The sequence below is a fragment of the Vibrio sp. B1FIG11 genome (assembly GCF_905175335.1).
GTDB lineage: Bacteria > Pseudomonadota > Gammaproteobacteria > Enterobacterales > Vibrionaceae > Vibrio > Vibrio campbellii.
In genome coordinates, this window is the sequence record NZ_HG992751.1 from 930,697 (window position 1) to 957,053 (window position 26,357).

The window sequence follows — 26,357 nt, forward strand, 5'->3', positions numbered from 1 at the left end:
AGGTTTATGTAGCCGAGATGGTGAAATTGGTAGACACGCTAGCATGAGGTGCTAGTGCCTTAGGTGTGAGGGTTCGAGTCCCTCTCTCGGCACCATGAATTTACAAACTTGTAAATCACTTAGTTGAGCGTATAATGCTCAGCAAGTCGGACGCGGGGTGGAGCAGCTTGGTAGCTCGTCGGGCTCATAACCCGAAGGTCGTCGGTTCAAATCCGGCCCCCGCAACCAATCTCTTCTTTCACTTGGAAAGAATGATTCGATTGGCAAGTTTGCACAGTGCTAACCACACTGTGAGTTAAGAAAAGCAGTTTTTGGCTATTCTTAACGTATCAGGGTCCAGCAGCATAAAACCCCGACTTTCGGGGTTTTTTGTTATCTGAGTTTTTGTAATTTAACTCGGATCACTGCTTGGTTTTTTTGATGTTGGCTCTGACGCCTTTTTTTGTTTCTGGAGTGGTTCAAATGACTGGTTTAGAAAGACAACTTACTGAAATGCTTGAAGCTCCTGTAGAAGCAACAGGCTACGAGTTGGTTGGATTAGAATTTATTCGTGCGGGTGCGCACTCAACGTTGCGTATCTACATCGACCATGAAAATGGTATCAACGTAGATGCCTGTGCAGAAGTTAGCCATCAGGTAAGCGCAGTATTAGACGTTGAAGATCCAATTTCTGTTGCTTACAGCCTAGAAGTTTCTTCTCCAGGCTTAGAAAGACCACTTTTCAAAGCAGCACATTACGAGCAATTTATTGGTCACGAGGTCAGCATCGTATTGAAAATGGCTGTTGCAAACCGTCGTAAGTGGAAAGGTATTATCCACAGCGTTGATGGTGAGACAATTGCAGTTACTTGTGAAGGGCAACAAGAAGAGTTTGCTCTAAGTAACATTTCAAAAGCTAACCTGATCCCTAAATTTTAGTTCCCTAAAAAATTTGAAGCTTAGAGGCTAAATACAATGAGTAAAGAAATTTTAGCGGTAGCAGAAGCGGTATCGAACGAAAAAGCGGTACCTCGTGAGCGTATCTTTGAGGCTCTTGAGATTGCTCTAGCAACTTCTACAAAGAAAAAGTACGAAATCGAAATCGATGTACGCGTAGCTATCGACCGTAAAACGGGTGAGTTTGAAACATTCCGCCGTTGGTTGGTTGTAGAAGATGTTGAAAACCCAACAAAAGAAATCTCTCTAGAAGCTGCACAATACGAAGATGCAGACATTCAACTAGGTGATTTCGTAGAAGACGATATCCCATCGGTTACATTTGACCGTATTACGACGCAAACTGCTAAGCAAGTTATCGTACAAAAAGTACGTGAAGCTGAGCGTGCGCAAATCGTAGAACAGTTCATCGACAACGAAGGTGATTTGATCACTGGTGTTGTTAAGAAAGTAAACCGCGAGACGGTTGTACTTGATCTTGGTAACAACGCAGAAGCGGTAATCCTACGTGATGACCAACTTCCTCGTGAAAACTTCCGTCCAGGTGACCGTGTTCGTGGTCTTCTGTACAAAGTTGCTCCTGAAGCGCGTGGTTTCCAACTGTTCATCACTCGTTCTAAGCCAGAAATGCTGGCTGAACTGTTCCGTGTAGAAGTGCCAGAGATCGCTGAAGAAATCATCGAACTTAAAGGCGCTGCACGTGATCCAGGTTCTCGCGCTAAGATCGCTGTTAAAACAAACGACAAGCGTATCGACCCTGTAGGTGCGTGTGTTGGTATGCGTGGTGCACGTGTACAAGCAGTATCTGGTGAGCTTGGTGGTGAGCGTATCGATATCGTTCTTTGGGACGATAACCCAGCTCAATTCGTTATCAACGCAATGGCACCAGCTGATGTTGCTTCTATCATCGTTGATGAAGATGCACACTCAATGGACATCGCTGTTGAAGCTGACAACCTAGCGCAAGCTATCGGTCGTAACGGTCAAAACGTACGTCTAGCATCTCAACTAACTGGTTGGGAACTGAACGTAATGACTGTGGCAGATCTTCAGAAGAAACACGCTGAAGAGTCTCAAGCGTCTATCGAAAACTTCATGAAGTACCTAGACATTGAAGAAGACTTCGCTCAACTACTTGTTGAAGAAGGTTTCTCAACGCTAGAAGAAATCGCATACGTTCCAGTTAATGAACTGCTAGACGTAGACGGCCTAAACGAAGAGCTTGTAGAAGAACTTCGTAGCCGTGCGAAAGACGCACTAACGACAATTGCCCTAGCGCAAGAAGAGTCTTTTGAAGGTCTAGAGCCTGCTGAAGACCTACTAGGCCTTGAAGGTCTAGAGCGTGAGATGGCATTCAAGTTGGCAGCAAAAGGTGTAGCAACACTAGAAGATCTAGCCGACCAAGGTATCGACGATTTAGAAGGTATTGAAGGCCTGACAGAAGAACGCGCAGGTGAGCTTATCATGGCTGCACGTAACATCTGTTGGTTCGGCGAAGAAGCATAATATCAGCAAGGAGGAAGCGGCATGACACAATTAACAGTTAAAGCTCTGAGTGAAGAGATTGGTACTCCAGTCGACCGCTTAATGGAACAACTTGCTGACGCTGGCATGAACAAAGCGAGTTCTGACCATGTATCGGATGAAGAGAAGCAAAAGCTTCTCTCTCACCTGAAGAAAGAGCACGGCGATAAGTCGGGCGAATCTGAACCTACTAGACTGACGCTTCAACGTAAGACTCGTAGCACGCTAAGTGTTGCAGCAGGTGGCGGCAAAAGTAAGGATGTTCAAGTAGAAGTGCGTAAGAAGCGCACATATGTGAAGCGCAGCACTATCGAAGACGACGCAAAACGTGAGGCTGAGGAAGCAGCAAAACGTGAAGCTGAAGAGCTTGCGAAGCGTGAGGCTGAAGAACAAGCCAAACGTGAAGCTGCAGAGAAAGCACAGCGCGAAGCCGATGAGAAAGCGAAACGTGAAGCGGATGCAAAACGTGAAGCTGAAGAAAAGGCAAAACGCGCACAAGCTGATAAGGCTAAGAAAGAAATGAATGCAAAAAACGCGGATGCTAATACGCAAGCGAAGAAAGAAGCTGACGAGCTAAAGCGTCGTCAGGAAGAAGAAGCCCAACGTAAAGCTGAGCAAGAAGCGGCTAAGCTAGTTGAAGAAGCTCGTAAACTTGCAGAAGAGAACGAAGCTCGTTGGTCTGAAGAAGAGACTAAAAAGAAAGAGCTTGAAAACTCTGACTACCACGTAACTACTTCTCGTTACGCTCGTGAAGCTGAAGATGCAGCTGACCGTAAAGAAGAAGGTGGTGCTCGTCGTAAGAAGAAGAAACCAGCAAAAGAAGAGCAATCACGCGGTGGTCGTAACCAACGTGGTGGCAAAGGCCGTAACAAAGGCAAACTTGCTAAGCCAACTTCAATGCAACACGGTTTCGATAAGTCTGCGACTGTAGCAAAACAAGACGTAGTAATCGGTGAGACAATCGTTCTTTCTGAACTTGCTAACAAGATGTCGGTTAAAGCGACAGAAGTTATCAAAGTAATGATGAAGATGGGCGCTATGGCGACTATCAACCAAGTGATCGACCAAGAAACAGCACAACTTGTTGCTGAAGAAATGGGTCACAAGGTAGTTCTTCGTAAAGAGAACGAACTGGAAGAAGCAGTACTATCTGATCGTGATACAAACGCAGAAGCAGTACCACGCGCTCCAGTAGTAACAATCATGGGTCACGTTGACCACGGTAAAACGTCAACACTTGACTACATCCGTCGTACTCACGTTGCTTCAGGCGAAGCGGGTGGTATCACACAGCACATCGGTGCTTACCACGTTGAAACTGACAACGGCATGATCACGTTCCTTGATACTCCTGGACACGCGGCGTTTACTGCTATGCGTGCTCGTGGTGCTCAAGCGACAGATATCGTTGTTCTTGTAGTTGCAGCAGACGATGGCGTAATGCCACAAACAGTTGAAGCGATCCAGCACGCGAAAGCGGCAGGCGTTCCTCTGATTGTTGCTGTGAACAAGATCGATAAAGAAGACGCGAACCCAGACAACGTTAAGAATGAGCTAGCTCAATACGACGTAATCCCTGAGGAATGGGGCGGTGAGAACATGTTCGTTCACATCTCTGCTAAACAGGGTACAAACATCGACGGTCTTCTAGAAGCAATCCTTCTTCAATCTGAGGTTCTAGAGCTTACAGCTGTAGCAGAAGGCATGGCATCTGGTGTTGTTGTTGAATCTCGTCTAGATAAAGGTCGTGGTCCAGTAGCAACAGTACTTGTTCAATCAGGTACGCTAAACAAAGGCGATATCGTTCTTTGTGGTCAAGAATACGGCCGTGTTCGTGCAATGCGTGACGAACTAGGTAAAGAAATCACAGAAGCTGGTCCATCTATCCCTGTAGAGATCCTAGGTCTTTCAGGCGTACCATCTTCAGGTGATGAAGCAACAGTAGTACGTGACGAGCGTAAAGCGCGTGAAGTAGCGAACTACCGTGCTGGTAAGTTCCGTGAAGTGAAACTTGCTCGTCAGCAGAAATCTAAACTAGAGAACATGTTCTCTAACATGACTGCTGGTGAAGTTGCTGAACTAAACGTAGTACTGAAAGCTGACGTACAAGGCTCTGTAGAAGCAATCGCAGACTCTCTACTGAAACTGTCTACTGACGAAGTTAAAGTGAACATCGTTGGTTCTGGTGTTGGTGGTATTACTGAGACTGACGCAGTTCTTGCAGAAGCTTCAAATGCAATCATCCTTGGCTTTAACGTACGTGCGGATGCATCTGCTCGTCGTGCGATTGAAGCAGCAAGTGTTGACCTACGTTACTACTCAATCATTTACCAATTGATTGACGAAGTTAAACAAGCAATGGGCGGTATGCTTGCTCCAGAATTCAAGCAAGAAATCATTGGTCTTGCTGAAGTACGTGACGTATTTAAGTCACCAAAACTGGGCGCAATCGCTGGTTGTATGGTTACTGAAGGTCTAATTAAGCGTAACAACCCAATCCGCGTTCTACGCGACAACGTTGTTATCTACGAAGGTGAGCTAGAATCACTTCGTCGCTTTAAAGATGACGTTCAAGAAGTTAAGAATGGCTACGAGTGTGGTATCGGCGTTAAGAACTACAACGACGTTCGCGTTGGCGACCAGATCGAAGTATTCGAAGTCGTTGAAATCAAACGTACTCTAGACTAATTGACTAAAATTACTAACCGTCTGAAAGACAAACAGTAATTGGTTGTTGAATACACCATGGGGGGCTGGCTTGACCATCCCCCCATTCTTTCTATTTAAGAGAATGAATATGTCAAAAGAATTTAGCCGCACGCAGCGCGTATCACAGCAGCTGCAAAAAGAACTTGCGATGATCCTTCAACGTGAAGTTCGTGACTCTCGCCTAGGCATGGTTACGATTTCAGACGTAGAAGTGTCACGCGATCTTGCTTACGCAAAAGTATTCGTTACTTTCCTATGTGTGGGCGAGCAAACACCAGAATCATGCCTAGCAGCACTACGTGAGCACGAAGTGCACATCCGTATGATGCTTGGTAAGCGTATTCGCCTACGTCTAACGCCTGAAATCCGTTTCTACTACGACAACACACTAGTAGAAGGTATGCGCATGTCGAACCTAGTTTCTGAGGTTGTGAACGAAGATAAACGTAAACAGCAAGATTCAGGTCGCGAAGAAGATCAGGCAGGGGAAGAGTAATGGCTCGTCGTCGTAAAGGTCGTCCAATTAATGGCGTTATCTTGTTGGACAAACCAACAGGTATTTCTTCCAATGATGCACTGCAAAAAGTAAAGCGTATCTACTTTGCTGAGAAAGCGGGTCATACGGGTGCATTGGACCCACTAGCGACGGGCATGTTGCCAATCTGCTTAGGTGAAGCAACCAAGTTCTCTCAGTTCTTGTTAGATTCAGACAAGCGCTACCGCGTAATCGCAAAGTTAGGTGAGCGTACTGATACGTCTGACTCTGATGGCGAAGTGGTAGAGACGCGTCCTATTGATGTGAACCTAGAGAAGTTAGAAGCGTGTATTGATACGTTCCGTGGTGAATCAGACCAAGTTCCTTCAATGTTCTCAGCATTGAAGTACCAAGGTAAGCCATTGTACGAGTATGCTCGTAAAGGCATCGAAGTGCCACGTGAATCTCGCAAGATCACGGTATACGAAATCGTACTTCACCGCTTTGAAGGTGATGAAGTTGAGATGGAAGTACACTGCTCAAAAGGCACTTACATCCGTACTATCGTTGATGACCTAGGTGAAATGCTTGGCTGTGGCGCACACGTGACTATGCTTCGTCGTACTGGTGTTGCTAAGTACCCATACGAAAAAATGGTGACGCTAGAACAACTTAATGAGTTGCTTGAGCAAGCACATCGCGATGAAGTAGCACCGAAAGAGTTGCTTGATCCACTGCTGTTGCCAATGGACACTGCCGTTGAAGATTTGCCTGAGGTAAACCTAAACGCTGAGCTAACCAACCTAGTACAGCATGGTATGCCAGTGCAGGTACTGGGTGCGCCAGAGGGTACGCCAATTCGTATGACTTCTGGTGAAGATAAGCTGTTTATTGGCGTTGCTGAAGTGAACGACGATGGAAAAGTGGCACCAAAACGTTTGGTGGTTTTCCGCGACGAAGAGTAACTTCACTAAGCTCTAGAAAATACCGGCGATAATGCCGGTATTTTTATATTGCGCGGGTGAGGAAACTTCCCTATAATTCGCGCTTCGCGTAGCGGCTGAATCAGAGATTGGCTGCTACAACTTTAAACCTACTCTTATTAGGAGAGAATTATGTCTCTGAATGCAGAAACTAAAGCAGCAATCGTTGCAGAATACGCACAAGGCGAAGGCGACACTGGTTCACCAGAAGTTCAAGTAGCTCTACTTACAGCTTCTATCAACCACCTACAAGGTCACTTCAAAGCACACAAAGGCGATCACCACAGCCGTCGTGGTCTTCTACGTATGGTTTCTCGTCGTCGTAAGCTTCTAGATTACCTAAAAGGTAAAAATCTAGCTCGCTACCAAGACCTAATCAAGCGTCTAGGCCTACGTCGCTAATCAGCGACTGCATAGCAGTTTGTCTAAAAGGGGCTTTATGCCCCTTTTTTGTTGCCTGTTACTTATTTTGACTGCTATAGCTTAGCCAAATCAGACTTATGCCGTTATACTACACGCGGCTAAATCTCGTTTAGAGATTTTCACTAGGCTCATTGCATTACAGTCAACCACGTCGACCAAAAGGTCGCGACTATTAAAAGTGAACTGAACGCCACATTAGTTTGTTTTTACTAGTCGCGATTCGTAATGCCTTGGGTATCAATCAATACTCTCTAAGCAAATCAATCGATGCGCTTGGAAACAAGGAATAACAATGTTCGAAAAACCAGTTGTTAAAACGTTCCAGTACGGTAACCACACAGTTACTCTAGAAACTGGCGTTATCGCACGTCAAGCTACGGCTGCAGTAATGGTTACTATGGACGATACAGCAGTATTCGTTTCTGTAGTTGGTAAAAAAGAAGCGGTTGAAGGTCAAGACTTCTTCCCTCTAACAGTTAACTACCAAGAGCGTACTTACGCAGCAGGTAAAATCCCTGGTGGTTTCTTCAAGCGTGAAGGTCGTCCTTCTGAAGGCGAAACGCTAACGGCTCGTCTAATCGACCGTCCAATCCGTCCTCTATTCCCAGATGCATTCAAAAACGAAGTACAAGTTATTGCAACAGTAGTATCTGTGAACCCAGACGTTCAACCAGACATCCCAACAATGATTGGTACGTCTGCTGCGCTAGCTATCTCTGGTATTCCGTTCAACGGTCCTATCGGTGCTGCGCGTGTTGGTCACATCGACGGTCAACTAGTACTTAACCCAAGCAACACTGAGCTAGAAACATCTAAACTAGACCTAGTTGTTGCAGGTACTGAATCTGCAGTACTAATGGTTGAATCAGAAGCTGACAACCTAACTGAAGAAGAAATGCTATCTGCTGTTGTATTCGGTCACGATCAACAACAAGCTGTGATCAAAGCAATCAACGAATTCAAAGCTGAAGTTGCTACTCCTGCTTGGGATTGGGTTGCTCCAGCAGAGAACACTGCGCTGGTAACTAAGATTGCTGAACTTGCTGAAGCAAAACTGGTTGAAGCTTACCAAATCACAGAGAAGATGGCTCGTTACGACCGCATCCACGAGATCGCTGGTGAAGTTAACGAAGTGCTGCTTGCTGAAGATCCAGAAGCAAACACAAAAGAAATCCACACTATCTTCCACGATCTAGAGAAGACAGTTGTACGTCGCAGCATCATCGCTGGTAACCCACGTATCGACGGTCGTGAAAAAGACATGGTTCGTGCGCTTGACGTACGTACTGGTGTTCTTCCTCGTACTCACGGTTCTTCACTATTTACTCGTGGTGAAACTCAGGCGCTAGTAACTGCGACTCTAGGTACGCAGCGTGACGCTCAAATCATCGATGAGCTAACAGGTGAGCGTAAAGATCACTTCCTACTACATTACAACTTCCCTCCATACTGTGTAGGCGAAACTGGTTTTGTAGGTTCTCCTAAGCGTCGTGAAATCGGTCACGGTAAACTGGCTAAACGCGGTATCGCAGCAGTAATGCCTTCTGTTGATGAGTTCCCATACACAGTACGTGTTGTATCGGAAATCACAGAATCTAACGGTTCTTCTTCAATGGCTTCTGTATGTGGTACTTCTCTTGCTCTTATGGACGCAGGTGTGCCAATCAAGTCTTCTGTTGCGGGTATCGCAATGGGTCTTGTTAAAGAAGGCGACGACTTCGTTGTTCTTTCAGACATCCTTGGTGACGAAGACCACCTAGGTGACATGGACTTTAAAGTAGCAGGTACTAACACTGGTATCACAGCACTTCAAATGGACATCAAGATCGAAGGTATCACTAAAGAGATCATGCAAATTGCGCTTAACCAAGCTCAAGGTGCACGTAAGCACATCCTATCTGTAATGGATGAAGCTATCTCTGGTGCTCGTGAAGACATCTCTGAATTCGCTCCTCGCATTCACACAATGAAGATCAGCGCAGAGAAGATCAAAGACGTTATCGGTAAAGGTGGTGCAGTTATCCGTGCTCTAACTGAAGAGACTGGTACAACTATCGAAATCGAAGACGACGGTACTATCAAGATTGCAGCAACTGAAGGTGCAGCAGCGAAAGAAGCTATCCGCCGTATCGAAGAGATCACTGCTGAAGTTGAAGTAGGCCGTATCTACACTGGTAAAGTTGCACGTCTAGCTGACTTTGGTGCATTCGTAACGGTTCTTCCTGGTAAAGATGGTCTAGTACACATCTCTCAAATCGCTGAAAAACGCGTTGAGAAAGTGTCTGACTACCTAACTGAAGGTCAAGAAGTTCAAGTTAAAGTTCTTGAAATTGACCGCCAAGGCCGTGTACGTCTAAGTATGAAAGAAGCAGTAGAGAAGCCAGCAGAAGAAGCAAACGACGCTTCTGAAGCAAAAGGCGAGTAATCTAAGTTTCGACTTTTGGTCTTTTATTAGCTTAAGAGCCTGAAAGCATGCTATAAAAGGGGAGCATTTTCGCTCCCCTTTTTTTTGGCCTGTTTCACCAATTATCGCCTCAAGCGAAGTTAACTAGCCTATAGTGCATAAAGAGAAACAGACCCAGAGCGGTCCAAACAGGAGTACCAATTAGTGAAATGGTTTCAAACCGCAAGTTTATGTGTTGCTATCGCGCTGACCGGTTGTGCTAATACCTCTCAACAATCGGCACAACAGTGGATCTACCCTCCGATGGCGGTACCGCTACAACCAAGCGTGCAACAAGAAGTTCAGATTGCGCGTCTTTCCCAGCTTTTACAGCGCCCAGACCTGAGTGATGAAGTTCGCGCTAAGATGCATTACGAGCGTGGTAACTACTACGACAGTGTTGGCCTGCGTGATCTTGCTCGTTTGGACTTCAATCAGTCTTTGCAACTTAACCCTGCTCAACCAGACATCTTTAACCTACTAGGCGTGTATTTCACTCAAGTCGGCGAGTTTGATGCGGCTTACGAAGCGTTCGATTCGACATTAGAGCTAGCACCAGAGAATTCATACGCAGAGCGTAACCGTGCGATAGCTTTGTATTACGGCGGCCGCATCGACCTAGCTTTGGAAGACATGACCAAGCATTATCAAGAAATGCCGAGTGACCCGTTCCGTGCACTATGGCTTTACATCATCGAAGCAGAGCAAAACCCTGAGCAAGCGAAAGCGAACCTAGAGAAGCGTTACCAGCGCGACCGCAGTGAAGAGTGGGGCTGGGTTCTGGTTGCCATTATGCTGCGTGACGTGTCTGATGATGCCGCACTAAAAGCTATCATGGATGGCACGCGTGAGAACTACCGCCTTGCTGAGCGTTTGACAGAAACTTACTTCTACCTTGGTAAGCGTTACCAACTCGAGGGGGATATTGCTGACGCGATCTCGTTGTACAAGCTGGCGATCTCTTTCAACGTTTATGAATACGTAGAGCACCGTTACTCTTTCTTGGAGTTGGCGCAAATCTACGATCAGTTGCAGCAAGAACAACTTGCTAAGCTCAAAGCCGAGCAAGAGCAACAAGAAGAAAAATAACCATGAGCCGCTCAATCAGAGCGGCTTTTTTGTGCTTGAAGAATTTGGATGGCTTCACTAGAATAGTTAGCCTTGCTAACTAAATGGGCAAAGCATAATGGCATTAGAAAAAAGCCTGATTGATTTAGAACGCTTTTGTGCCAAAGCGTGGCGTGTTTATGCCAAAGAAGATCCACTTTCGCACCTGAGTTTTAATGAGTTTGATTACTTGCGAGTGATTCAACTGCACCCAGAAGGTGTACGCATTACCGACTTAGCGGAAGAGCTTCAAGTCACCAAACCTTCGGCTTCAAATATGGTGGTTCGTTTGGAGAAAAAGGGCTTGGTAAGGCGCATTGCTTGTAACGAAGATGCTCGCTCTAAACGTGTGCTATTAACGGAAGAAGTGATAGCTGAAATGTCTTTGGAACAAGTGGTGTATAAAGATATTTCACAGCAGCTTATGCGTAAGTTGGATGCGAAAGAAGCACAGCAATTGAAAGTGCTATTAGATAAAGCGCTCGGAAACTAAACCTATTTTTTTATTCTTTTATCAATTTAGTTAGCTTTGCTAACTATTGGTGGTAGTCATGCAAAACTCTATTTATAAACAGTTTTGGAAATACACAATTCCGACAGTCGCAGCCATGCTGGTTAACGGCTTGTATCAAGTGGTGGATGGTATCTTTATCGGTCGGTATGTCGGTGCTGACGGATTAGCGGGGATCAACGTTGCTTGGCCAATTATCGGCTCGATACTAGGTATCGGTATGATGGTGGGTGTAGGTACGGGCGCACTCGCCTCTATCAAACAAGGTGAAAAAGACAGTGAGGGCGCGAAACGCATTCTCTCAACTGGTCTATTGCTTTTAGTCGCTCTGATGCCAATAGTGGCGACAACCTTGTTCTTCTTCGCCGATGACTTTATTCGCTGGCAGGGCGCTGAAGGTCGTGTTTACGAGCTTGGTTTGCAGTACCTGCATATCCTGAGTGTCGCGTGTGTGTTCTCGCTGGGTTCGATTGCAGTGCCGTTTTTGCTGCGTAATGATGATAGCCCTAACTTAGCCACCATCTTGATGGTGATCGGCGCGGTAATCAACATCGTGCTCGACTATATCTTTATCGCTTGGCTGGGCTGGGAGCTTACCGGTGCTGCTATTGCGACCGCTCTGGCGCAGATGGTTGTGACGATTTTGGGGGTAGGGTACTTCTTTACTTCCAGAGCAAACATGCGCTTGTCTTTCAGCGATTTGAAGATGCAGTTTGATGTCATTCCTAAGATCGTCATGATCGGCACGTCTAGCTTCTTTATGTATGCGTATGGCTCAATGATGGTTGCGCTGCACAATGCATTATTTGCCCAGTACGGTAGTGCGTTGTTGATTGGTGCTTACGCCATCTTGGGTTATATCGTGACAGTCTACTACTTGATCGCTGAAGGCATCGCCAATGGTATGCAGCCCTTAGTAAGCTACAACCATGGTGCTCGTAATCAAGACAATATTCGTAAGCTGTTGAAGGTCGCAATGGGCACGTCAGTACTCGGTGGTGTCGCGTTTGTTATTCTCATGAACATCTTCCCTTACGAGTTTGTGTCGGTGTTCAACAACGCAGACCAACATCTGATTGATGCGACGGTGGTCGGTATCCGTCTACACATGTTTGCGCTGTTCTTAGATGGCTTCTTGGTGGTTGCGGCGGCGTACTACCAATCGGTAAACAAAGGCAGCAAAGCGATGTTTGTGACCATTGGTAATATGGTGATTCAATTGCCTTTCTTGTTCATCATGCCGAAGTTATTGGGAGTGACGGGTATTTGGATTGCGTTCCCATTGTCTAACATCGCCTTGAGTCTGGTGGTGATGACAATGTTGTGGCGTGATATTAAGAAGATAATGAATGAGAGCTCTCCAGAGCCGAGTGTTCAAGTCTCTTAACCGAATATTAATACGAAAAAGCGAGGTCAGTACCTCGCTTTTTTATTGGCTTGAAACCCTGAGTAGGGCTTAGATGTTTTTCACCTCTAAGCCAGCAAGTTGATGCCAGTAACCGTTACATTGGCGGTCTTGGATCTTGCCTGGGTTGGTGCCTTTCTCATTGGAACGGAACTGGTCTAGCTCAGAGAAGGTGCTAAGGCCAAGTGGGCTTAGACGAACTACATCAACCAAACCTTCCATACTTGGCAGATCGTTGATCAGGTTGTAGCAGTAACCAGACTGAGTTTGGATGCCGTTGAGGTTAAACACTTCCTGACCTTCTTGGCTGCTTACTTGGATACCTGTTGGGTACTTAATACAGCAAGTTTCGCAGTCGTCTTTAGCTTTGTTTTCTGCACGAGCGGTAAAGCAGCGCGCCGAGTAAGCCAGCGGTAGGTAGCCGTGGCTAAATACTTCCACTTCAAACTTATTGCGAATACCAAGTTCATCACATTGAACCAATGTATTGCTTAGCCATTCGCGAGACAGCTCTACAGGCATACACCAGCGGATCATGCCCTGTTTTAGGAACAAGTTAAGCGTGTGCGCGTTGTAAGTGTTAACCGCTGGGCCAACGACGAAAGGCACTTTGTGCCCAGAAGCCAGTTGAACCGCAGACACATCGTTGGCTTCAATCGCGAAGTCACCGTTGTCGATGTACTTCTTCATGATGTTCACTTCACTTGGCGCTTCTAATAACGCCATCGTGGAAAGCACGACTTGTTTGCCAGATGCAGACAGTTCTTTCGCGATATCAAACCAATGTGCAGGCTTCATTTCACGACGTTTTGAACATACGGTCTCACCAAGGTAGATGATGTCCGCAGAGCTTGATTTCGCTTGTTCATAAAACGCTTCAACGTCTTGCTTTGGCCAGAAGTACAACAACGGACCAAGTGCGTATTTCATTGAGTTATCCATCTTAACCTCTACTGCCATTTACGGTGGTAAGCACCAAGTGTGGTTTGCGTACCTTCAGACACGTTTGCCAACGCTGCATCCCAAGCCGCTTCTACTTGGTAAGCCTCTGGATTTGCTTGGTAACGATCAATCGCTGCACGCCACGTGCGCGTTACTTGTTCTACGTAAGCAGGGCTACGTTGGCGACCTTCAATTTTTACGGAAGCGACATTGGCAGCAAACAGCTCAGGCAACATAGAAAGGGTGTTCAAACTGGTTGGTTCTTCCAGTGCGTGGTAGCGTTTTTTCTCGCCTTCAATTTCAGCTTCAAAACGACCTTTACATAAGGTTGGGTAGCCCGCGTTTTCACCAGCGCTGTAGCGATCGATCAGGATGTCGTTAAGACGAGATTCCAGACCACTTTCTGTTTCTTGCCAGCGAACGTATTTTGCCGGAGAGCACGCACCAACGGTGTTTGGTGATTCGCCAGTCATGTATGAAGACAGGTAGCAACGACCTTCTGACATGATGCACAGGCTACCAAAAGCAAAGACTTCTAGCTCGACATCGCTAGTGATGTTGCGAGAAAGCTGTTTTACCTGATGGATAGACAGTACACGAGGCAGTACAACACGTTTGACGTTGAAGTTTTGCTTGTAGAAATCTACCGCAGCAACGTTGGTCGCTGATGCCTGTACAGAAAGGTGCAGTTCTAGCTCTGGGTATTTGCGAGCAGCGTACTCAAGTACCGCAATGTCAGCCACGATCAGTGCATCGACACCCAGTGCCGCTGCGTTGTCGACAGCGTTTGTCCAACGTTCAAAACCATTCGGGTGGGCAAAAGTGTTAAGTGCAACGTGGATCTTTTTGTTGCGGTCATGAACGTATTGCACCGCTTTTTCTAGCTTCTTGCCGTTGAAGTTCAGACCAGCAAAGTGACGAGCGTTGGTGTCGTCTTTAAAGCCGATGTATACGGCGTCTGCACCGCAATCAATCGCGGTTTTTAGCGCAGGCAAGTTACCCGCAGGACACAAGAGTTCCATATGCTCACAATCATAGAGAATAAAAGGTGCCCGCATTTTATGAAGAATTATGAATAGCGAAATTGACCTAAGTTAGGTTTAGCGCAATAAAGTTGAGATTTACCCCTTGAGAGTAAGGGGTAACACTCAGATTTTGTTGCAGTTGAGATCAGTTCTTATGACGGCGGTTTTGCGCAAACAACTCTTCCACTTCGTGTTTAGGTTGAGGACGGTAGAAATGGAAGCCCTGGATCGAGTTACATTGCAGGTTCGATAGCAGTGTCGCTTGCTGGTGGGTTTCCACACCTTCGGCGACCACGGTCAAATCCAATGATTTACCAAGGTTGATGATGTTCTCAATCACTGTTACCTGTTTCGGGAGCGTATCGATATCGTTGATAAACGCGCGGTCGATTTTTAGTTCATCGATAGGGAAGCGTGCTAAGTAGGAAAGGGAAGAGTAACCAGTACCGAAGTCATCGATAGACAATGCGAAACCAAGCTTCTTGATCGCATTAAGCATTTGCAGCGTATGTTCGCTGTCGCTCATTACCGCACTTTCTGTTAGCTCGAAGGTAATGCAGCTTGGGTCAAGTTCGGTCGTGCGCAGTAACTTCTCCATGTAGTCGATCAGCTGTGGGTTACCGAACTGTTCTGGAGAGAGGTTGATCGCCACGCGTCCTGGTAGAATGCCTTGCAGTTTCCAGCGTTTTACTGTGTTAAACACATCGCGCATGACCACACGACCAAGGTGTTCAATCAAGCCTGCACGCTCAGCTACAGGGATAAATGCGCCCGGGCTGATGTAACCTTCGACCGGATGCTTCCAACGTACTAGCGCTTCGGCTCCATTAATGCTGAAGTCGCGGGCGTTAACTTTTGGTTGGTACCATACTTCCAAGCCGTTTTGCTGTAACGCTTTTTGTAGCTCGATTTCCAACCACAAACGCATACGCGCTTCTTTGTTCATCTGATCGTTAAATTTAATCAGGCGGTTACGACCACGGTCTTTTGCCTCGTACATCGCGGTATCAGCGTTTTGCAGTAGAATGCGCGCGTCTTGCCCGTCTTCTGGATAGCGGACACTACCGATAGAACACGCAAGGCGTTTACTGAAATGATGCAGATCGAAAGGTTGGTTAATCAAAGAAATAATGCGCTCAGAGAGGATCTCCGCCATGCGAGTGTTTTCTGGCTCAGGCAGGATGATGCCAAATTCGTCGCCACCCAAGTGACCAATGATGGCTTGATTAGGTAAAGAACGTTTTAGGCGGGCGGAGACTTCTTGAATCACTTTGTCACCGATGTGATGGCCTAGTGAGTCGTTAATGTTCTTAAAGTTATCGATATCGAGGTAGAAAACCAGTAGCGGTGTCTGACTCTTGATGAGTTGTTCTAGTCGCTTGGTAAAGCCAAAGCGATTATACAGCTTAGTCAGCGAATCGATGTGCGCGTCTTCGTTGGAGTTGGAAGAGAGCAACTTTGGTGCGTCATCGGCGTCTTGAATCAAAATGATTTGAGACTCACTACCGAGAATCGCCGTGGTATCGGCATGCAACTGTACTTTCCGTTCGAACCCACAACGCGCGCTAGTCAGACACACGAAAGGTTTTTCAGAAAGCAATGTACTGATGCGATGGGTGAAAACTTTTTTGCTGTTTTCATCGATAAACAGCCGAGTCAGCTCTTCACCAAGTAGCTCATGTGGTGAATTCAACCCGAGTAAACGTGCGGAGGCTGGGTTGGCTGAGATGATGATGTCATCTTCCACCAATAACAAACCGTCAGGTAGGAGTTGAGTTAACTTGGCGAATTTGCTTTCTGACTCTTCTAACGAGCGAACCAGAATTTGTTTTTCAGACGTATCGATGGCATGGAAAACCACGAAGCGGATTTCGTTTTCTTCATGAACCGGAGAAAGGCTGAAGTGAAGGCTGGTTTCAAGGTCGGTCTCGTCTAGCGTGATTTCTGCTTCAACATGGTCGCCTTTGAACGCGCGTTGGTAGTAGGGCGTGAGCTTTTTGTAGAACTGCTCTCCCAGTACTTGGCTGTCGTTTAGACCAACGATGTCGTCGTGTCTTAAGCCTGCAATGTCACAATAGCGATCACTCACCATTCGATAATTGTGTTTATTATCAAGAATGGCGAAAAAGAATGGGCTATTTGAGGTAAGCGTTGCAAACCAATGTTGTAATTGCTGGGAAGGCATTAAGGTGTTACCGATCTCCAATGAGCCTGATTATTCGTCCGTGTAATAAAAACGCTATTTTGATAACTATAACTTTGAACATACCGTTATTAAAGCGTTTATCCACGACTTAGCGTCAATAATACACGTAAGGTCAAAAAAACGACGCTTGAGTGAGAAAAACTGCCTACTTCTAAAACAAACAGATTTATTGATACATAACAGGTACTGGTATTACGCTATTGCGTAATATAGGCGACCTTATGACAAAGTAACGGATAATTAGCGTGTTAAACAAGATTCGCAGTCAACTAGTAAAGAACGCAGCATCAATTTTGCGATCTCCAGTCCAGTTATTGCCACAAACTGTTCAGAAAAAAGCCTTGTTAGAAGGTTTGAAAATGGTATTTAAAGAAGCGCTTGAAGATGGCGATTTTGAATTCCTTGAAGATAAGTGGCTGAAAGTTGCGATTAAAGACTTGAACTTAGCATGGTATATCAGCTACCAAGACGAAAAATTAGTGGTAGCAGAGAAACCGGTTCAGGAAGATGTGAGTTTTAGTGGTAACCTTAACGACCTAGTACTTATTGCTGGTCGTAAAGAAGACCCTGATACACTGTTCTTCCAACGTCGTCTTTCTATTGAAGGCGACACTGAGCTAGGCTTAGAAGTGAAAAACCTGATGGACAGTGTCGACTTAGAGCAGTTACCAAAAGCGATGCAAGTAGCACTGAACCAATTGGCTGACTTTGTTCAGAAAGGGGTTCAAGCGCCTGCACAAGAAACCGGAGTAGCGAATGCTTATTCGAACTGAAGCCCCTGCGGACATTCTCACCATTGACCGCTTATTAAAACATGCCTTCCCAACGGAAGCGGAAGCCAACTTAGTGATGCGTTTACGTGAAAACGGTAAGCTCACTTTGTCTTTGGTGGCATGCACCGATGAAGGTGAAGTGGTTGGTCATGCGCTGTTTAGCCCAGTGACGTTGAATGGTGAAGATTTGTCGTGGCAAGGTCTTGCGCCTTTGGCTGTACATGAAGATTACCGTCGTCAAGGCATTGCAGCCGAGTTGATCAAAGAAGGCTTTGATTCACTGCGTGATTTTGGTTACCCAGTGTGTGTGGTGTTGGGCGATCCTGACTACTACGGGCGTCAAGGTTTTAGAGCCAGCGAAGAGATGGGCTTCGATTGTGCGTGGGAAGTACCACAAGGTGCATTTCGCGTCGCAGAATTGGTGGAAGGGCAATGTGACGGACGTTCTGGTCGCATCGATTATTCTCCAGAGTTCTCTGAGCTATAATCGCTAATATTCAACGACAAAGCCCGCTGTAAAAAGCGGGCTTTGTTTTAATAAGTACGTAGGAAGAGTAGATTAATCCTGCTCTTTAACGCGCTTCTTACCCCAGATTTCGATTTTTGCTTTTTTGCTCATACCAGCGGCATTCAGTGTCATGTTGCCCCAGCTTTTGTATTCCATCTCTAGACGTTTGAACTTCGCGTCTTCAGAACCTGGCAATGTCCAAGCGCGTGTCGACATGCCTTTTGTCAGAGTACCAACCATAGTTTTGAGCTTTTTCTCACTGCCGTCGGTCATGGTCACTTTCATGTTTTTAATGCTCATGGTGCCTTGAGTGCACTTGATTTTGATCTTGCTGAACTGACGATTCTTAAACAGACCGTTTGGTTCTACTGTGTCGGTTTCAGTTTGGAAGTTCACGGTTTTTTCGGCGATCAGCTCCCAACCATCGTTGCTATCCTTAGCGAAAGTGGTAAAGCTGGTGGTTGCGATAAGTAACGTAATAGCGAGTGATTGGAAAAGCTTCATAACACCTCTGACTTTAAATGCGAAATTTTGATAGGATTGCCTCGTTCAAATAGGTGACAAAAGATGTCAATTAACGAGAAACAATATTTACACGAAATGGGGATCAGCACTTGGGAGCTGAGTCACCCAGAAAGACTGGAAGGCTATCAATCGCCATTATTGGATTTGCAAAGTTCTTGTAAACTCCTATTGGTATCGCCAATGTGTCCAGAAAACGAGACAGCTTTAATGTTTGAGCGTGTATTAAAAAGCATTAAGCTCACGCTCGACGACGCTCTGCACCTAGAGCCTGAGCGCTTATCCATGCTGGGTGAGCATCAACTAGAATGGGTGTGGTTTGCAGGCTGTGAGGCAGATGCCAGCATTAATGCTAAGCAACTGACGTCACCGCTATTACAAGATATTGATGGCAACAACGAACAACGCCGCGCATTGTGGCAACAAATCTGTTCGTACTCTTCACGGAGCTAACGCGTGACAATTGAAATTACGCCGATGCGTGCTGAGCACCTCGACCAAGTTTGGCAGATCGAGCAGCAAGCGCATTCTCACCCTTGGGCAGAATCTTTGGTGCGTGACTTATCCAGTCGCGGCGCTTGCCATCATGTGATGCTGGAAGGTGCTCAAGTGGTTGGTTACTTCTACGGACAGAATATTGTCGGAGAAGTGACGCTATTAAATATTGCCATCGCGCCCTCTCAACAGGGGAAAGGGCTAGGGCAAAAATTGCTGGATGCATTTATCGAACACTGCGAGCAAGCGAAAGCAGAGAGCGCCTGGTTGGAAGTGCGTGAAAGTAACCACTCAGCTATCCATATTTATGAGCAAGCAGGCTTCAATGAAGTGGACCGTCGTTACAACTATTACCCTGCCAAAACGGGCAATGGTAAAGAGGACGCCATCATTATGAGTTACTTATTTTTGAGCTAATGTCAGCTGCCCTAAGATTTACGTATCTAGAGCCTTGGTAAAGCCAAGGCTTTTTTATGTCTAAAACCTCGCCTTGTCACAGTTATATCTTCTGATTATCCGTTTTTGTTCGCGTTATTATCTTTGAAGTTATAGATTTATAAATAATATGAAACCAGTCTGATTTATCTAGGGAGGGATAATTGACGAAGCCGTATCCGCGAACATTTAACACTCCCGTCGCGCAGTTATTTGAAGAGCAGAGTCGGGGGACCGTCCTTAAAGTTTTAATGTTGGTCTCTTTTCTTACGTTTGTGCCTTTAGGTATCAAAAATCTGTGGATTGGAGAGACTTTTCTCGGCTGTGTCCTGCTGACCTTTCAGCTAAGTTTTATCATTGAGTTCGCCTCACTACTGACATCAGGGCAAAGCAAAATTGGCTACCGCATTCCACTGTGTTTACTCTGGTTATCGGTGGTATTGAGCGTGCACATCTTTGGCATTATAGCGACATACTGGGTCTTTCCTGTGATTATTGCCTTGGTGTTTGTTATCCCGACTAAGGATGCGTTATTAACCAACGGTGCAATCATCACTGGATGCGCTCTCTCTGCTTGGCATCAGCTAGAGTGGAGTATCACCTTACGCTTTGTTCTTGCCGTTATTTGTTGCGTTGTGGTCGCGCATGTTGCGGTGCACAAAATTGTAGAGTTGCAAAAGAGCTTAACGTTTCTCTCCACACGAGATTCGATGACAGGGGCATTGAATCGTGGGCAGTTAGAGGCGTTTTTGCAACGAGCATTAGAGGACAAGCGCTTAGGGAAAGCGTCGACGATCGCCGTGATTGATATCGATCATTTTAAACAGGTGAATGATTTGTATGGGCACGATGTGGGTGATGAAGTCATTAATCAAACCGTAGCGATTCTCAATGACTATTCCCGTGAGTACGACTTATTGTTTCGCTTAGGTGGGGATGAGTTTCTACTCTTGTTTGAAGGGCTTTCTGAGCAAACTGCGCAATTTATGATGAGCAACATCTGTGACAAGGTACGTTCAAAACATTTTGCACGTTATGCACATGTCTCGCTCAGTGTTGGCGTGGCTGAATGCTTATTAGAAGACGATACCCCTGATCTTTGGCTAAAACGCGCTGATATTGCTTTGTATGATGCAAAACAAAATGGGCGGGACCAAGTTGTAGTGGCGTCAATAGCTTTTCGCAAATCGGAAGCATTGGATTGGCAAGATGAGGTCCAGCAACGTAGCTTACTCTAAACATGCTAGGAAAGTTGCCCCTAAAGCAATAATAAGCGAGAATACCGCGCAATATTGAATCGAATAAAGCTTGTTTGAATTTTGAGCAAGCCATCAGACATCAAAGAAGACCAGTTTCATGTCAAATACACCTTTTCTAGGCGAAGTTTCTAAGCGTAGAACGTTCGCTATTATTTCTCACCCGGATGCGGGTAAAACCACCATTACTGAAAAAGTACTGTTATTCGGAAACGCGATCCAAAAAGCAGGTACGGTTAAAGGTCGTGGTAACGCACAGCACGCAAAATCAGACTGGATGGAAATGGAAAAGGAACGTGGTATCTCGGTTACTACTTCTGTAATGCAGTTCCCTTACAACGATTGTCTGGTAAACCTACTTGATACTCCTGGACACGAAGACTTCTCGGAAGATACTTACCGTACTCTAACGGCGGTTGACTCATGTCTAATGGTTATCGATGCGGCGAAAGGTGTCGAGGATCGTACTCGTAAGCTGATGGAAGTAACGCGTCTGCGTGACACGCCAATCGTAACCTTCATGAACAAACTTGACCGTGACGTTCGTGATCCAATGGAAGTATTGGATGAGGTAGAAAACGAACTTGGCATGATGTGTGCGCCAATTACGTGGCCAATCGGCTGTGGTAAAGAGTTTAAAGGCGTTTACCATATTCACCGTGACGAAACGATTCTGTACGAATCTGGCCACGGTCACGAGATCCAAGAAGTTCGCATCATCAAAGGTCTAGACAACCCAGAACTTGATGAGAAAGTAGGTGAAAGCCTAGCCGCAAGCGTTCGTGAAGAGCTTGAGCTTGTTATGGGCGCTTGCCCTGAGTTTGATCACGAAGCATTCCTTGTTGGTGAACTAACGCCAGTTTACTTCGGTACAGCACTAGGTAACTTTGGTGTTGACCACATGCTAGATGGCTTAACTGAGTGGGCGCCAGCGCCGAAAACTCGTCAAGCGGTAGAGCGTGATGTGGAAGCGACAGAAGACAAGTTCTCAGGCTTCGTATTTAAGATCCAAGCAAACATGGATCCAAAACACCGTGACCGTATCGCCTTCATGCGTATCGTATCGGGTACTTACACACAAGGCATGAAGATGAACCACGTTCGTCTTGGCAAGCAAGTAAGTATCTCAGATGCGGTTACCTTTATGGCGGGTGACCGTTCTCGTGCAGAACACGCTTACGCGGGTGACATCATTGGTCTACACAACCACGGTACTATCCAAATTGGTGATACATTCACTCAAGGTGAAGCGCTGAAGTTCTCTGGTATTCCAAACTTTGCGCCAGAACTGTTCCGTCGTATTCGTCTAAAAGATCCATTGAAACAGAAGCAGCTACTGAAAGGTCTGGTTCAGCTTTCTGAAGAAGGTGCGGTACAGGTATTCCGTCCATTGCAAAACAACGACCTGATCGTAGGTGCGGTTGGTGTGCTTCAGTTTGACGTGGTAGTGGCTCGTTTGAAGTCAGAATACAACGTTGAAGCGATTTACGAGGGCGTAAACGTAGCAACCGCTCGTTGGGTTGAGTGTGGTGATGCGAAGAAACTGGACGAGTTCCAACGTAAGAATCAAACTAACCTAGCATTGGACGGTGGTGATAACCTAACGTACATCGCGCCAACTATGGTTAACCTAAACCTAGCGCAAGAGCGTTTCCCAGATATCGATTTCCGTGCGACTCGTGAGCACTAATCGAATCTAACTCGCTTTATCTCGCGTACTAGATCATAAGCCGCCGTTAGCTATACACTTAGCTAACGGCGGTTTTTTATTTGGCGCAGCGCGAATTTTATTAGCTAAAAAGGGTGTGTGATGAACTGGTTTAAGAAAGGACTCAAACGCTATGACGATTGGTGCAAAGAGATGGGACTGACGCCTGATCAAAAGCGCAGTTGTGTACCGTATAAACAAGACCCGGTTCATGAAGACGAGCCTGCTAAAAAAGCAGAGCAAGAGAAAGCAAGCAATGAAACTGTTTGATACCCACTGCCATTTTGACTTCGATGTCTTTCAGGATGACTTTGCACATCAAGTTGAGCTTGCGCGTGACCAAGGAGTAGAGCGAATCTTGATTCCTTCTGTCGGGCCGAGTAACTGGGCTCGTATTCAAGCGCTGGCCAACCAATACTCTCACCTTTATTACGCGCTGGGCTTTCATCCCTATTTTCTACAACCAGAGTTTGAGCAGTTTGCCCCAGAGCTGGAATCGTTACTTTCCTCGTCCAAGCGACAATGCGTTGCGATAGGAGAGTGCGGTTTGGATTTTGCAATAGATGTTGCCACCGAGCTTCAAGAGCAGGCACTTGAGTTGCAATTCGAACTGGCAAGACGGTTCGATCTGCCTGTTATTTTACATAGCCGAAAAGCACACAATCGTCTTATCCAAATGGTCAAAGCTGCTAAATTGCCGAAAGGTGGCGTGTTGCACGCTTTTTCAGGCAGTTATCAGCAGGCGATGGAATGGGTTCGATTAGGTTTTCTTATCGGAGTCGGAGGGACGATTACTTATCCAAGAGCCAATAAAACTCGCGACGCGATTCAAAGATTATCACTTGAGAATATCGTTTTAGAAACGGACGCTCCGGATATGCCTATACTTGGCTATCAGGGCGAGCCTAATCACCCTTCAAAACTGATTCATGTATTGAATGAGCTCTCTAAGTTGCATACAGAAAGCAAGCAATCGATTGCCTCTCAGCTATGGGAAAATAGCAATTCTGCCTTCTTTATATGTGAATAAAATCTAAAGATGGTGTTTAAAAGCGAAAACGTTTTCCTGCTTATTGTGAGATAACTCACAAACGGGAGTGAATCAATGATGAATCTTATAAGAAAGTGTGAGGGTGGCATTACTTTAATTGATTCTGCATGAGTATAATTGCCCCCGCTTTATAGCTCCATTTTGTAACACGCCAATAAATAACTTATAAGGAAGTCATAAACTATGAGCCTGTTTATGAGCCTAGTCGGTATGGTAGTGCTTCTTGCTATTGCATTTGCATTCTCATCTAACCGCAAAGCTATCAACTTTAGAACTGTGGGTGGCGCATTTGCTATCCAATTCATCCTTGGTGCATTTGTTCTTTACGTACCTTGGGGCCGTGATCTACTAAACGGTTTCTCTACTGGTGTTTCTAACGTTATCAACTACGGTAACGATGGTTCATCTTTCCTATTCGGTGGTCTTGTTTCTGACAAGATGTTCGAAGTATTCGGCGGCGGCGGCTTCATCTTCGCATTCCGCGTTCTTCCTACACTGATCTTCTTCTCTGCACTGATTTCAGTTCTTTACTACATTGGCGTAATGCAGTGGGTTATCAAGATTCTTGGTGGTGCACTACAAAAAGCGCTTGGCACTTCTCGTGCGGAATCAATGTCTGCAGCAGCTAACATTTTCGTAGGTCAAACTGAAGCACCTCTAGTTGTTCGTCCATTCGTACCAAAAATGACTCAATCTGAGCTATTCGCGGTAATGTGTGGTGGTCTAGCATCTGTAGCTGGTGGTGTACTAGCAGGTTACGCTTCAATGGGTGTTCCTCTAGAGTACCTAGTAGCTGCATCATTCATGGCAGCACCGGGTGGTCTACTATTCGCTAAGATTCTTCACCCAGAGACTGACCAGCCTCACGAAGACATCGAAGAAGCAATGGACGGTGGCGACGACAAGCCAGCTAACGTAATCGACGCAGCAGCGGGCGGTGCGGCTTCTGGTCTACAACTAGCACTAAACGTTGGTGCAATGCTAATCGCATTCGTAGGTCTTATTGCTCTTATCAACGGTATGCTAGGTGGCATCGGTGGTTGGTTCGGTATGCCTGAACTAACACTAGAACTTATCCTAGGTTACGCGTTCTCTCCACTAGCATTCCTAATCGGTGTTCCATGGGACGAAGCAGTTGTTGCTGGTTCATTCATCGGTCAGAAACTAGTAATCAACGAATTCGTTGCATACTTGAACTTCACACCTTACCTAGGTGAAGGCGCTCAAGTAGTTGCGGCAACTGGTGAAGTAATGTCTGAGAAGACAACAGCTATCATCTCATTCGCACTATGTGGCTTCGCGAACCTTTCTTCTATCGCGATCCTACTTGGTGGTCTAGGTAGCCTTGCACCAAACCGTCGTTCAGATATCGCTCGCATGGGTATTAAAGCAGTTCTTGCTGGTACGTTGTCTAACCTAATGGCAGCGACTATCGCAGGTTTCTGCCTTAGCCTTGCAGCACTTTAATTAGAATCGGTTCTTAATATATAGACGCCGTTTTAAATCATGCCCTGTAGCAAGAGATTGCTGCGGGGCATTTTTCGTTTTTCGGGCCTAAAAAATTAACCGCACGTAGGTCTACGTGAGTAGCTTACGCAGTTGGTGGAATAGGGGCTGGAAAATTTTGAGATACAAACCGTTTGCGCTCTATTTGGTGCTACAGTTTTGCGGTGAATATCTATAATGTAGTAATCACGATATCGTGGTAATGGATACCACCTAATCACAGAGTGAATATTACATACTCGATGGGCAAATGAATTGCCCTCAATATCAAATCAAACAAGCGTTTTATTGTTTGATGTGATATTAAAGACACCGCAATCATAGATTGTTGTGCCATAGGCCAAACTGGTACTGTGCGGTGACAAGGATAGCAATTGGTATATAATTTTTCGCAGTATATGCCGAGTCTTCAGGGAACCAAGTCCGTTCATAAATAGACTGTTTAGCCAATTTCTCACACTGTCTCGACTTGTTGATTATAGTTAGAGAAGTGATGTGAGGCTGAGTAGTGAATTTTTTGAATATTGATCGGAGATAGAAATGAGCGATTTAAAAGCAGCAGCGCTACGTGCACTGAAACTTATGGACCTTACTACGCTAAATGATGATGACACTGATGCAAAAGTGATCTCACTATGTCATGACGCGAAATCAGCAGTAGGCAACACAGCTGCAATCTGTATTTACCCTCGCTTTATTCCTATTGCTAAGAAGACACTTCGTGAGCAAGGTACGCCTGAAGTTCGTATCGCAACGGTAACGAACTTCCCACACGGTAACGACGACATCGAAATCGCCGTTGCTGAAACAAAAGCGGCGGTTGCTTACGGTGCAGACGAAGTAGACGTAGTTTTCCCATACCGCGCTCTAATGGCGGGTGATGAGAAAGTTGGCTTCGAACTAGTTAAGCAATGTAAAGAAGCTTGTGGTGATATCCTTCTTAAAGTCATCATCGAAACAGGTGAGCTTAAAGAAGAAGCACTAATCAAGAAAGCATCTCAAATCTGTATCGAAGCAGGTGCTGACTTCATTAAAACTTCAACTGGTAAAGTGCCAGTAAACGCAACACCAGAATACGCTCGCATGATGCTTGAAGTTATTCGTGACATGGGTGTTGCAGAAACTGTTGGTTTCAAACCAGCAGGTGGTGTGCGCACTGCTGAAGATGCAGCGGCATACCTAGCAATGGCTGACGAAATCCTTGGCGACAACTGGGTTGATGCTCGTCACTACCGTTTCGGTGCGTCTAGCCTGCTAACAAACCTACTTAATACATTAGAAGTATCGGACGAAGTCGCTGATCCAGCAGCGTACTAATTCCAACAATACGTCTGAACGGTAGCACCAGCTTTGGTGCTACCAATCCTCTTCTATCCTACTTTTTCCATGGCTCATAATGAGCTTGGGGAGGCAC

At 45.8% G+C, this 26,357-nt stretch carries 24 protein-coding genes and 2 tRNA genes; 22 read left to right on the forward strand and 4 right to left on the reverse strand.

Going from position 1 to position 26,357, the window contains the following annotated elements:
* Positions 1–11 precede the first annotated feature (11 nt).
* The 12 genes from KHO06_RS04240 (at position 12) to vmrA (ending at position 12,498) form a co-directional block, all read left to right on the forward strand.
* Positions 12–95: transfer RNA gene (locus KHO06_RS04240), tRNA-Leu, on the forward strand.
* Between the two features lie 56 nt (positions 96–151).
* A tRNA-Met gene (locus KHO06_RS04245) sits at positions 152–228 on the forward strand.
* A 234-nt stretch (positions 229–462) separates the two neighbouring features.
* Positions 463–918: a ribosome maturation factor RimP gene (rimP, locus tag KHO06_RS04250; RefSeq protein WP_005530330.1), complete on the forward strand. Its 456-nt coding sequence runs from the start codon at positions 463–465 to the stop codon at positions 916–918.
* A 36-nt stretch (positions 919–954) separates the two neighbouring features.
* Positions 955–2,442, forward strand: coding sequence for a transcription termination factor NusA (gene nusA, locus KHO06_RS04255; protein ID WP_005530328.1), 1,488 nt, complete (start codon positions 955–957; stop codon positions 2,440–2,442).
* Positions 2,443–2,463: 21 nt separating this feature from the next.
* Positions 2,464–5,148: a translation initiation factor IF-2 gene (infB, locus tag KHO06_RS04260; RefSeq protein WP_005431938.1), complete on the forward strand. Its 2,685-nt coding sequence runs from the start codon at positions 2,464–2,466 to the stop codon at positions 5,146–5,148.
* A 109-nt stretch (positions 5,149–5,257) separates the two neighbouring features.
* A complete protein-coding gene (gene rbfA / locus KHO06_RS04265; protein WP_005431935.1) occupies positions 5,258–5,665 on the forward strand; it encodes a 30S ribosome-binding factor RbfA in 408 nt (135 codons plus the stop codon).
* The gene (gene truB, locus KHO06_RS04270; RefSeq protein ID WP_005431933.1) at positions 5,665–6,609 is read left to right on the forward strand and encodes a tRNA pseudouridine(55) synthase TruB; all 945 of its coding nucleotides are present in this window, start codon (positions 5,665–5,667) and stop codon (positions 6,607–6,609) included. The genes rbfA and truB overlap by 1 nt, the downstream gene beginning before the upstream one ends.
* A 150-nt stretch (positions 6,610–6,759) precedes the next feature.
* Positions 6,760–7,029 carry a 30S ribosomal protein S15 gene (rpsO, locus tag KHO06_RS04275; protein ID WP_005380094.1) on the forward strand — a complete coding sequence of 90 codons (270 nt, stop codon included), beginning with the start codon at positions 6,760–6,762 and terminating at the stop codon, positions 7,027–7,029.
* 313 nt (positions 7,030–7,342) lie between these two features.
* Positions 7,343–9,475 (forward strand): polyribonucleotide nucleotidyltransferase, encoded by a 2,133-nt coding sequence (pnp, locus tag KHO06_RS04280; RefSeq protein ID WP_005530322.1) that lies wholly within the window; start codon positions 7,343–7,345, stop codon positions 9,473–9,475.
* A gap of 183 nt (positions 9,476–9,658) precedes the next feature.
* Positions 9,659–10,582, forward strand: coding sequence for a lipoprotein NlpI (gene nlpI, locus KHO06_RS04285; RefSeq protein WP_005431928.1), 924 nt, complete (start codon positions 9,659–9,661; stop codon positions 10,580–10,582).
* A 97-nt stretch (positions 10,583–10,679) separates the two neighbouring features.
* Positions 10,680–11,093: a MarR family transcriptional regulator gene (locus KHO06_RS04290; protein ID WP_212582139.1), complete on the forward strand. Its 414-nt coding sequence runs from the start codon at positions 10,680–10,682 to the stop codon at positions 11,091–11,093.
* A 58-nt stretch (positions 11,094–11,151) separates the two neighbouring features.
* Complete coding sequence (gene vmrA / locus KHO06_RS04295) at positions 11,152–12,498, forward strand: sodium-coupled multidrug efflux MATE transporter VmrA (RefSeq protein WP_081233486.1); 1,347 nt, start codon at positions 11,152–11,154, stop codon at positions 12,496–12,498.
* A gap of 69 nt (positions 12,499–12,567) precedes the next feature.
* Here vmrA and KHO06_RS04300 read toward each other — a convergent pair whose 3' ends face one another.
* The 3 genes from KHO06_RS04300 to KHO06_RS04310 form a co-directional block, all read right to left on the reverse strand.
* On the reverse strand, positions 12,568–13,446 hold the full coding sequence (locus KHO06_RS04300; protein WP_081233506.1) for a U32 family peptidase: 879 nt from the start codon (positions 13,444–13,446) through the stop codon (positions 12,568–12,570).
* 20 nt (positions 13,447–13,466) lie between these two features.
* Positions 13,467–14,480: a peptidase U32 family protein gene (locus KHO06_RS04305; RefSeq protein ID WP_045381378.1), complete on the reverse strand. Its 1,014-nt coding sequence runs from the start codon at positions 14,478–14,480 to the stop codon at positions 13,467–13,469.
* Between the two features lie 148 nt (positions 14,481–14,628).
* Positions 14,629–16,668, reverse strand: a complete 2,040-nt coding sequence (locus tag KHO06_RS04310) for a bifunctional diguanylate cyclase/phosphodiesterase (RefSeq protein ID WP_045369742.1) — start codon at positions 16,666–16,668, stop codon at positions 14,629–14,631.
* A 266-nt stretch (positions 16,669–16,934) separates the two neighbouring features.
* On the opposite strand from KHO06_RS04310, the gene KHO06_RS04315 reads away from it, so the two are divergent.
* Entirely contained in the window at positions 16,935–17,462 is a 528-nt protein-coding gene (locus KHO06_RS04315; protein ID WP_005431915.1) for an SCP2 domain-containing protein, read from the forward strand.
* Positions 17,446–17,949, forward strand: a complete 504-nt coding sequence (locus KHO06_RS04320; RefSeq protein WP_005431913.1) for an N-acetyltransferase — start codon at positions 17,446–17,448, stop codon at positions 17,947–17,949. The genes KHO06_RS04315 and KHO06_RS04320 overlap by 17 nt, the downstream gene beginning before the upstream one ends.
* Before the next feature lie 72 nt (positions 17,950–18,021).
* Here the strand turns inward: KHO06_RS04320 and KHO06_RS04325 are convergent, their stop codons facing one another.
* Positions 18,022–18,474: a hypothetical protein gene (locus tag KHO06_RS04325; protein WP_005431911.1), complete on the reverse strand. Its 453-nt coding sequence runs from the start codon at positions 18,472–18,474 to the stop codon at positions 18,022–18,024.
* 63 nt (positions 18,475–18,537) lie between these two features.
* On the opposite strand from KHO06_RS04325, the gene KHO06_RS04330 reads away from it, so the two are divergent.
* The 8 genes from KHO06_RS04330 to deoC all read left to right on the forward strand — a co-directional run bounded on the left by KHO06_RS04330 (position 18,538) and on the right by deoC (position 26,260).
* Positions 18,538–18,945 (forward strand): DNA polymerase III subunit psi, encoded by a 408-nt coding sequence (locus KHO06_RS04330; protein ID WP_212582140.1) that lies wholly within the window; start codon positions 18,538–18,540, stop codon positions 18,943–18,945.
* 3 nt (positions 18,946–18,948) lie between these two features.
* Positions 18,949–19,404 carry a ribosomal protein S18-alanine N-acetyltransferase gene (rimI, locus tag KHO06_RS04335; RefSeq protein WP_038891090.1) on the forward strand — a complete coding sequence of 152 codons (456 nt, stop codon included), beginning with the start codon at positions 18,949–18,951 and terminating at the stop codon, positions 19,402–19,404.
* A gap of 269 nt (positions 19,405–19,673) precedes the next feature.
* On the forward strand, positions 19,674–20,660 hold the full coding sequence (locus KHO06_RS04340) for a GGDEF domain-containing protein (RefSeq protein ID WP_244858377.1): 987 nt from the start codon (positions 19,674–19,676) through the stop codon (positions 20,658–20,660).
* Between the two features lie 118 nt (positions 20,661–20,778).
* Complete coding sequence (gene prfC, locus KHO06_RS04345; RefSeq protein ID WP_005431897.1) at positions 20,779–22,368, forward strand: peptide chain release factor 3; 1,590 nt, start codon at positions 20,779–20,781, stop codon at positions 22,366–22,368.
* 120 nt (positions 22,369–22,488) lie between these two features.
* A complete protein-coding gene (locus tag KHO06_RS04350; protein WP_212582142.1) occupies positions 22,489–22,656 on the forward strand; it encodes a DUF5363 family protein in 168 nt (55 codons plus the stop codon).
* Entirely contained in the window at positions 22,643–23,416 is a 774-nt protein-coding gene (locus KHO06_RS04355) for a TatD family hydrolase (protein ID WP_045421832.1), read from the forward strand. Before KHO06_RS04350 ends, KHO06_RS04355 begins: the two co-directional genes overlap by 14 nt.
* Positions 23,417–23,620: 204 nt before the next feature.
* Positions 23,621–24,904: a NupC/NupG family nucleoside CNT transporter gene (locus KHO06_RS04360; protein WP_005431894.1), complete on the forward strand. Its 1,284-nt coding sequence runs from the start codon at positions 23,621–23,623 to the stop codon at positions 24,902–24,904.
* 579 nt (positions 24,905–25,483) lie between these two features.
* Positions 25,484–26,260 carry a deoxyribose-phosphate aldolase gene (gene deoC / locus KHO06_RS04365; protein WP_005530303.1) on the forward strand — a complete coding sequence of 259 codons (777 nt, stop codon included), beginning with the start codon at positions 25,484–25,486 and terminating at the stop codon, positions 26,258–26,260.
* The last annotated feature ends 97 nt before the right edge of the window (positions 26,261–26,357 follow it).

Bases quoted from the DNA above. Each gene is read 5' to 3' on its own strand.
- KHO06_RS04310 (WP_045369742.1), bottom strand. From the start codon at position 16,668: ATGCCTTCCCAGCAATTACAACATTGGTTTGCAACGCTTACCTCAAAT.
- KHO06_RS04320 (WP_005431913.1), top strand. From the start codon at position 17,446: ATGCTTATTCGAACTGAAGCCCCTGCGGACATTCTCACCATTGACCGC.
- KHO06_RS04325 (WP_005431911.1), bottom strand. From the start codon at position 18,474: ATGAAGCTTTTCCAATCACTCGCTATTACGTTACTTATCGCAACCACC.
- deoC (WP_005530303.1), top strand. From the start codon at position 25,484: ATGAGCGATTTAAAAGCAGCAGCGCTACGTGCACTGAAACTTATGGAC.
- KHO06_RS04330 (WP_212582140.1), top strand. From the start codon at position 18,538: ATGTCAATTAACGAGAAACAATATTTACACGAAATGGGGATCAGCACT.
- rbfA (WP_005431935.1), top strand. From the start codon at position 5,258: ATGTCAAAAGAATTTAGCCGCACGCAGCGCGTATCACAGCAGCTGCAA.
- KHO06_RS04350 (WP_212582142.1), top strand. From the start codon at position 22,489: ATGAACTGGTTTAAGAAAGGACTCAAACGCTATGACGATTGGTGCAAA.
- pnp (WP_005530322.1), top strand. From the start codon at position 7,343: ATGTTCGAAAAACCAGTTGTTAAAACGTTCCAGTACGGTAACCACACA.
- prfC (WP_005431897.1), top strand. From the start codon at position 20,779: ATGTCAAATACACCTTTTCTAGGCGAAGTTTCTAAGCGTAGAACGTTC.
- nusA (WP_005530328.1), top strand. From the start codon at position 955: ATGAGTAAAGAAATTTTAGCGGTAGCAGAAGCGGTATCGAACGAAAAA.
- KHO06_RS04340 (WP_244858377.1), top strand. From the start codon at position 19,674: ATGTTGGTCTCTTTTCTTACGTTTGTGCCTTTAGGTATCAAAAATCTG.
- KHO06_RS04300 (WP_081233506.1), bottom strand. From the start codon at position 13,446: ATGAAATACGCACTTGGTCCGTTGTTGTACTTCTGGCCAAAGCAAGAC.
- KHO06_RS04290 (WP_212582139.1), top strand. From the start codon at position 10,680: ATGGCATTAGAAAAAAGCCTGATTGATTTAGAACGCTTTTGTGCCAAA.
- truB (WP_005431933.1), top strand. From the start codon at position 5,665: ATGGCTCGTCGTCGTAAAGGTCGTCCAATTAATGGCGTTATCTTGTTG.
- rpsO (WP_005380094.1), top strand. From the start codon at position 6,760: ATGTCTCTGAATGCAGAAACTAAAGCAGCAATCGTTGCAGAATACGCA.
- vmrA (WP_081233486.1), top strand. From the start codon at position 11,152: ATGCAAAACTCTATTTATAAACAGTTTTGGAAATACACAATTCCGACA.
- KHO06_RS04360 (WP_005431894.1), top strand. From the start codon at position 23,621: ATGAGCCTGTTTATGAGCCTAGTCGGTATGGTAGTGCTTCTTGCTATT.
- KHO06_RS04355 (WP_045421832.1), top strand. From the start codon at position 22,643: ATGAAACTGTTTGATACCCACTGCCATTTTGACTTCGATGTCTTTCAG.
- KHO06_RS04305 (WP_045381378.1), bottom strand. From the start codon at position 14,480: ATGGAACTCTTGTGTCCTGCGGGTAACTTGCCTGCGCTAAAAACCGCG.
- rimP (WP_005530330.1), top strand. From the start codon at position 463: ATGACTGGTTTAGAAAGACAACTTACTGAAATGCTTGAAGCTCCTGTA.
- infB (WP_005431938.1), top strand. From the start codon at position 2,464: ATGACACAATTAACAGTTAAAGCTCTGAGTGAAGAGATTGGTACTCCA.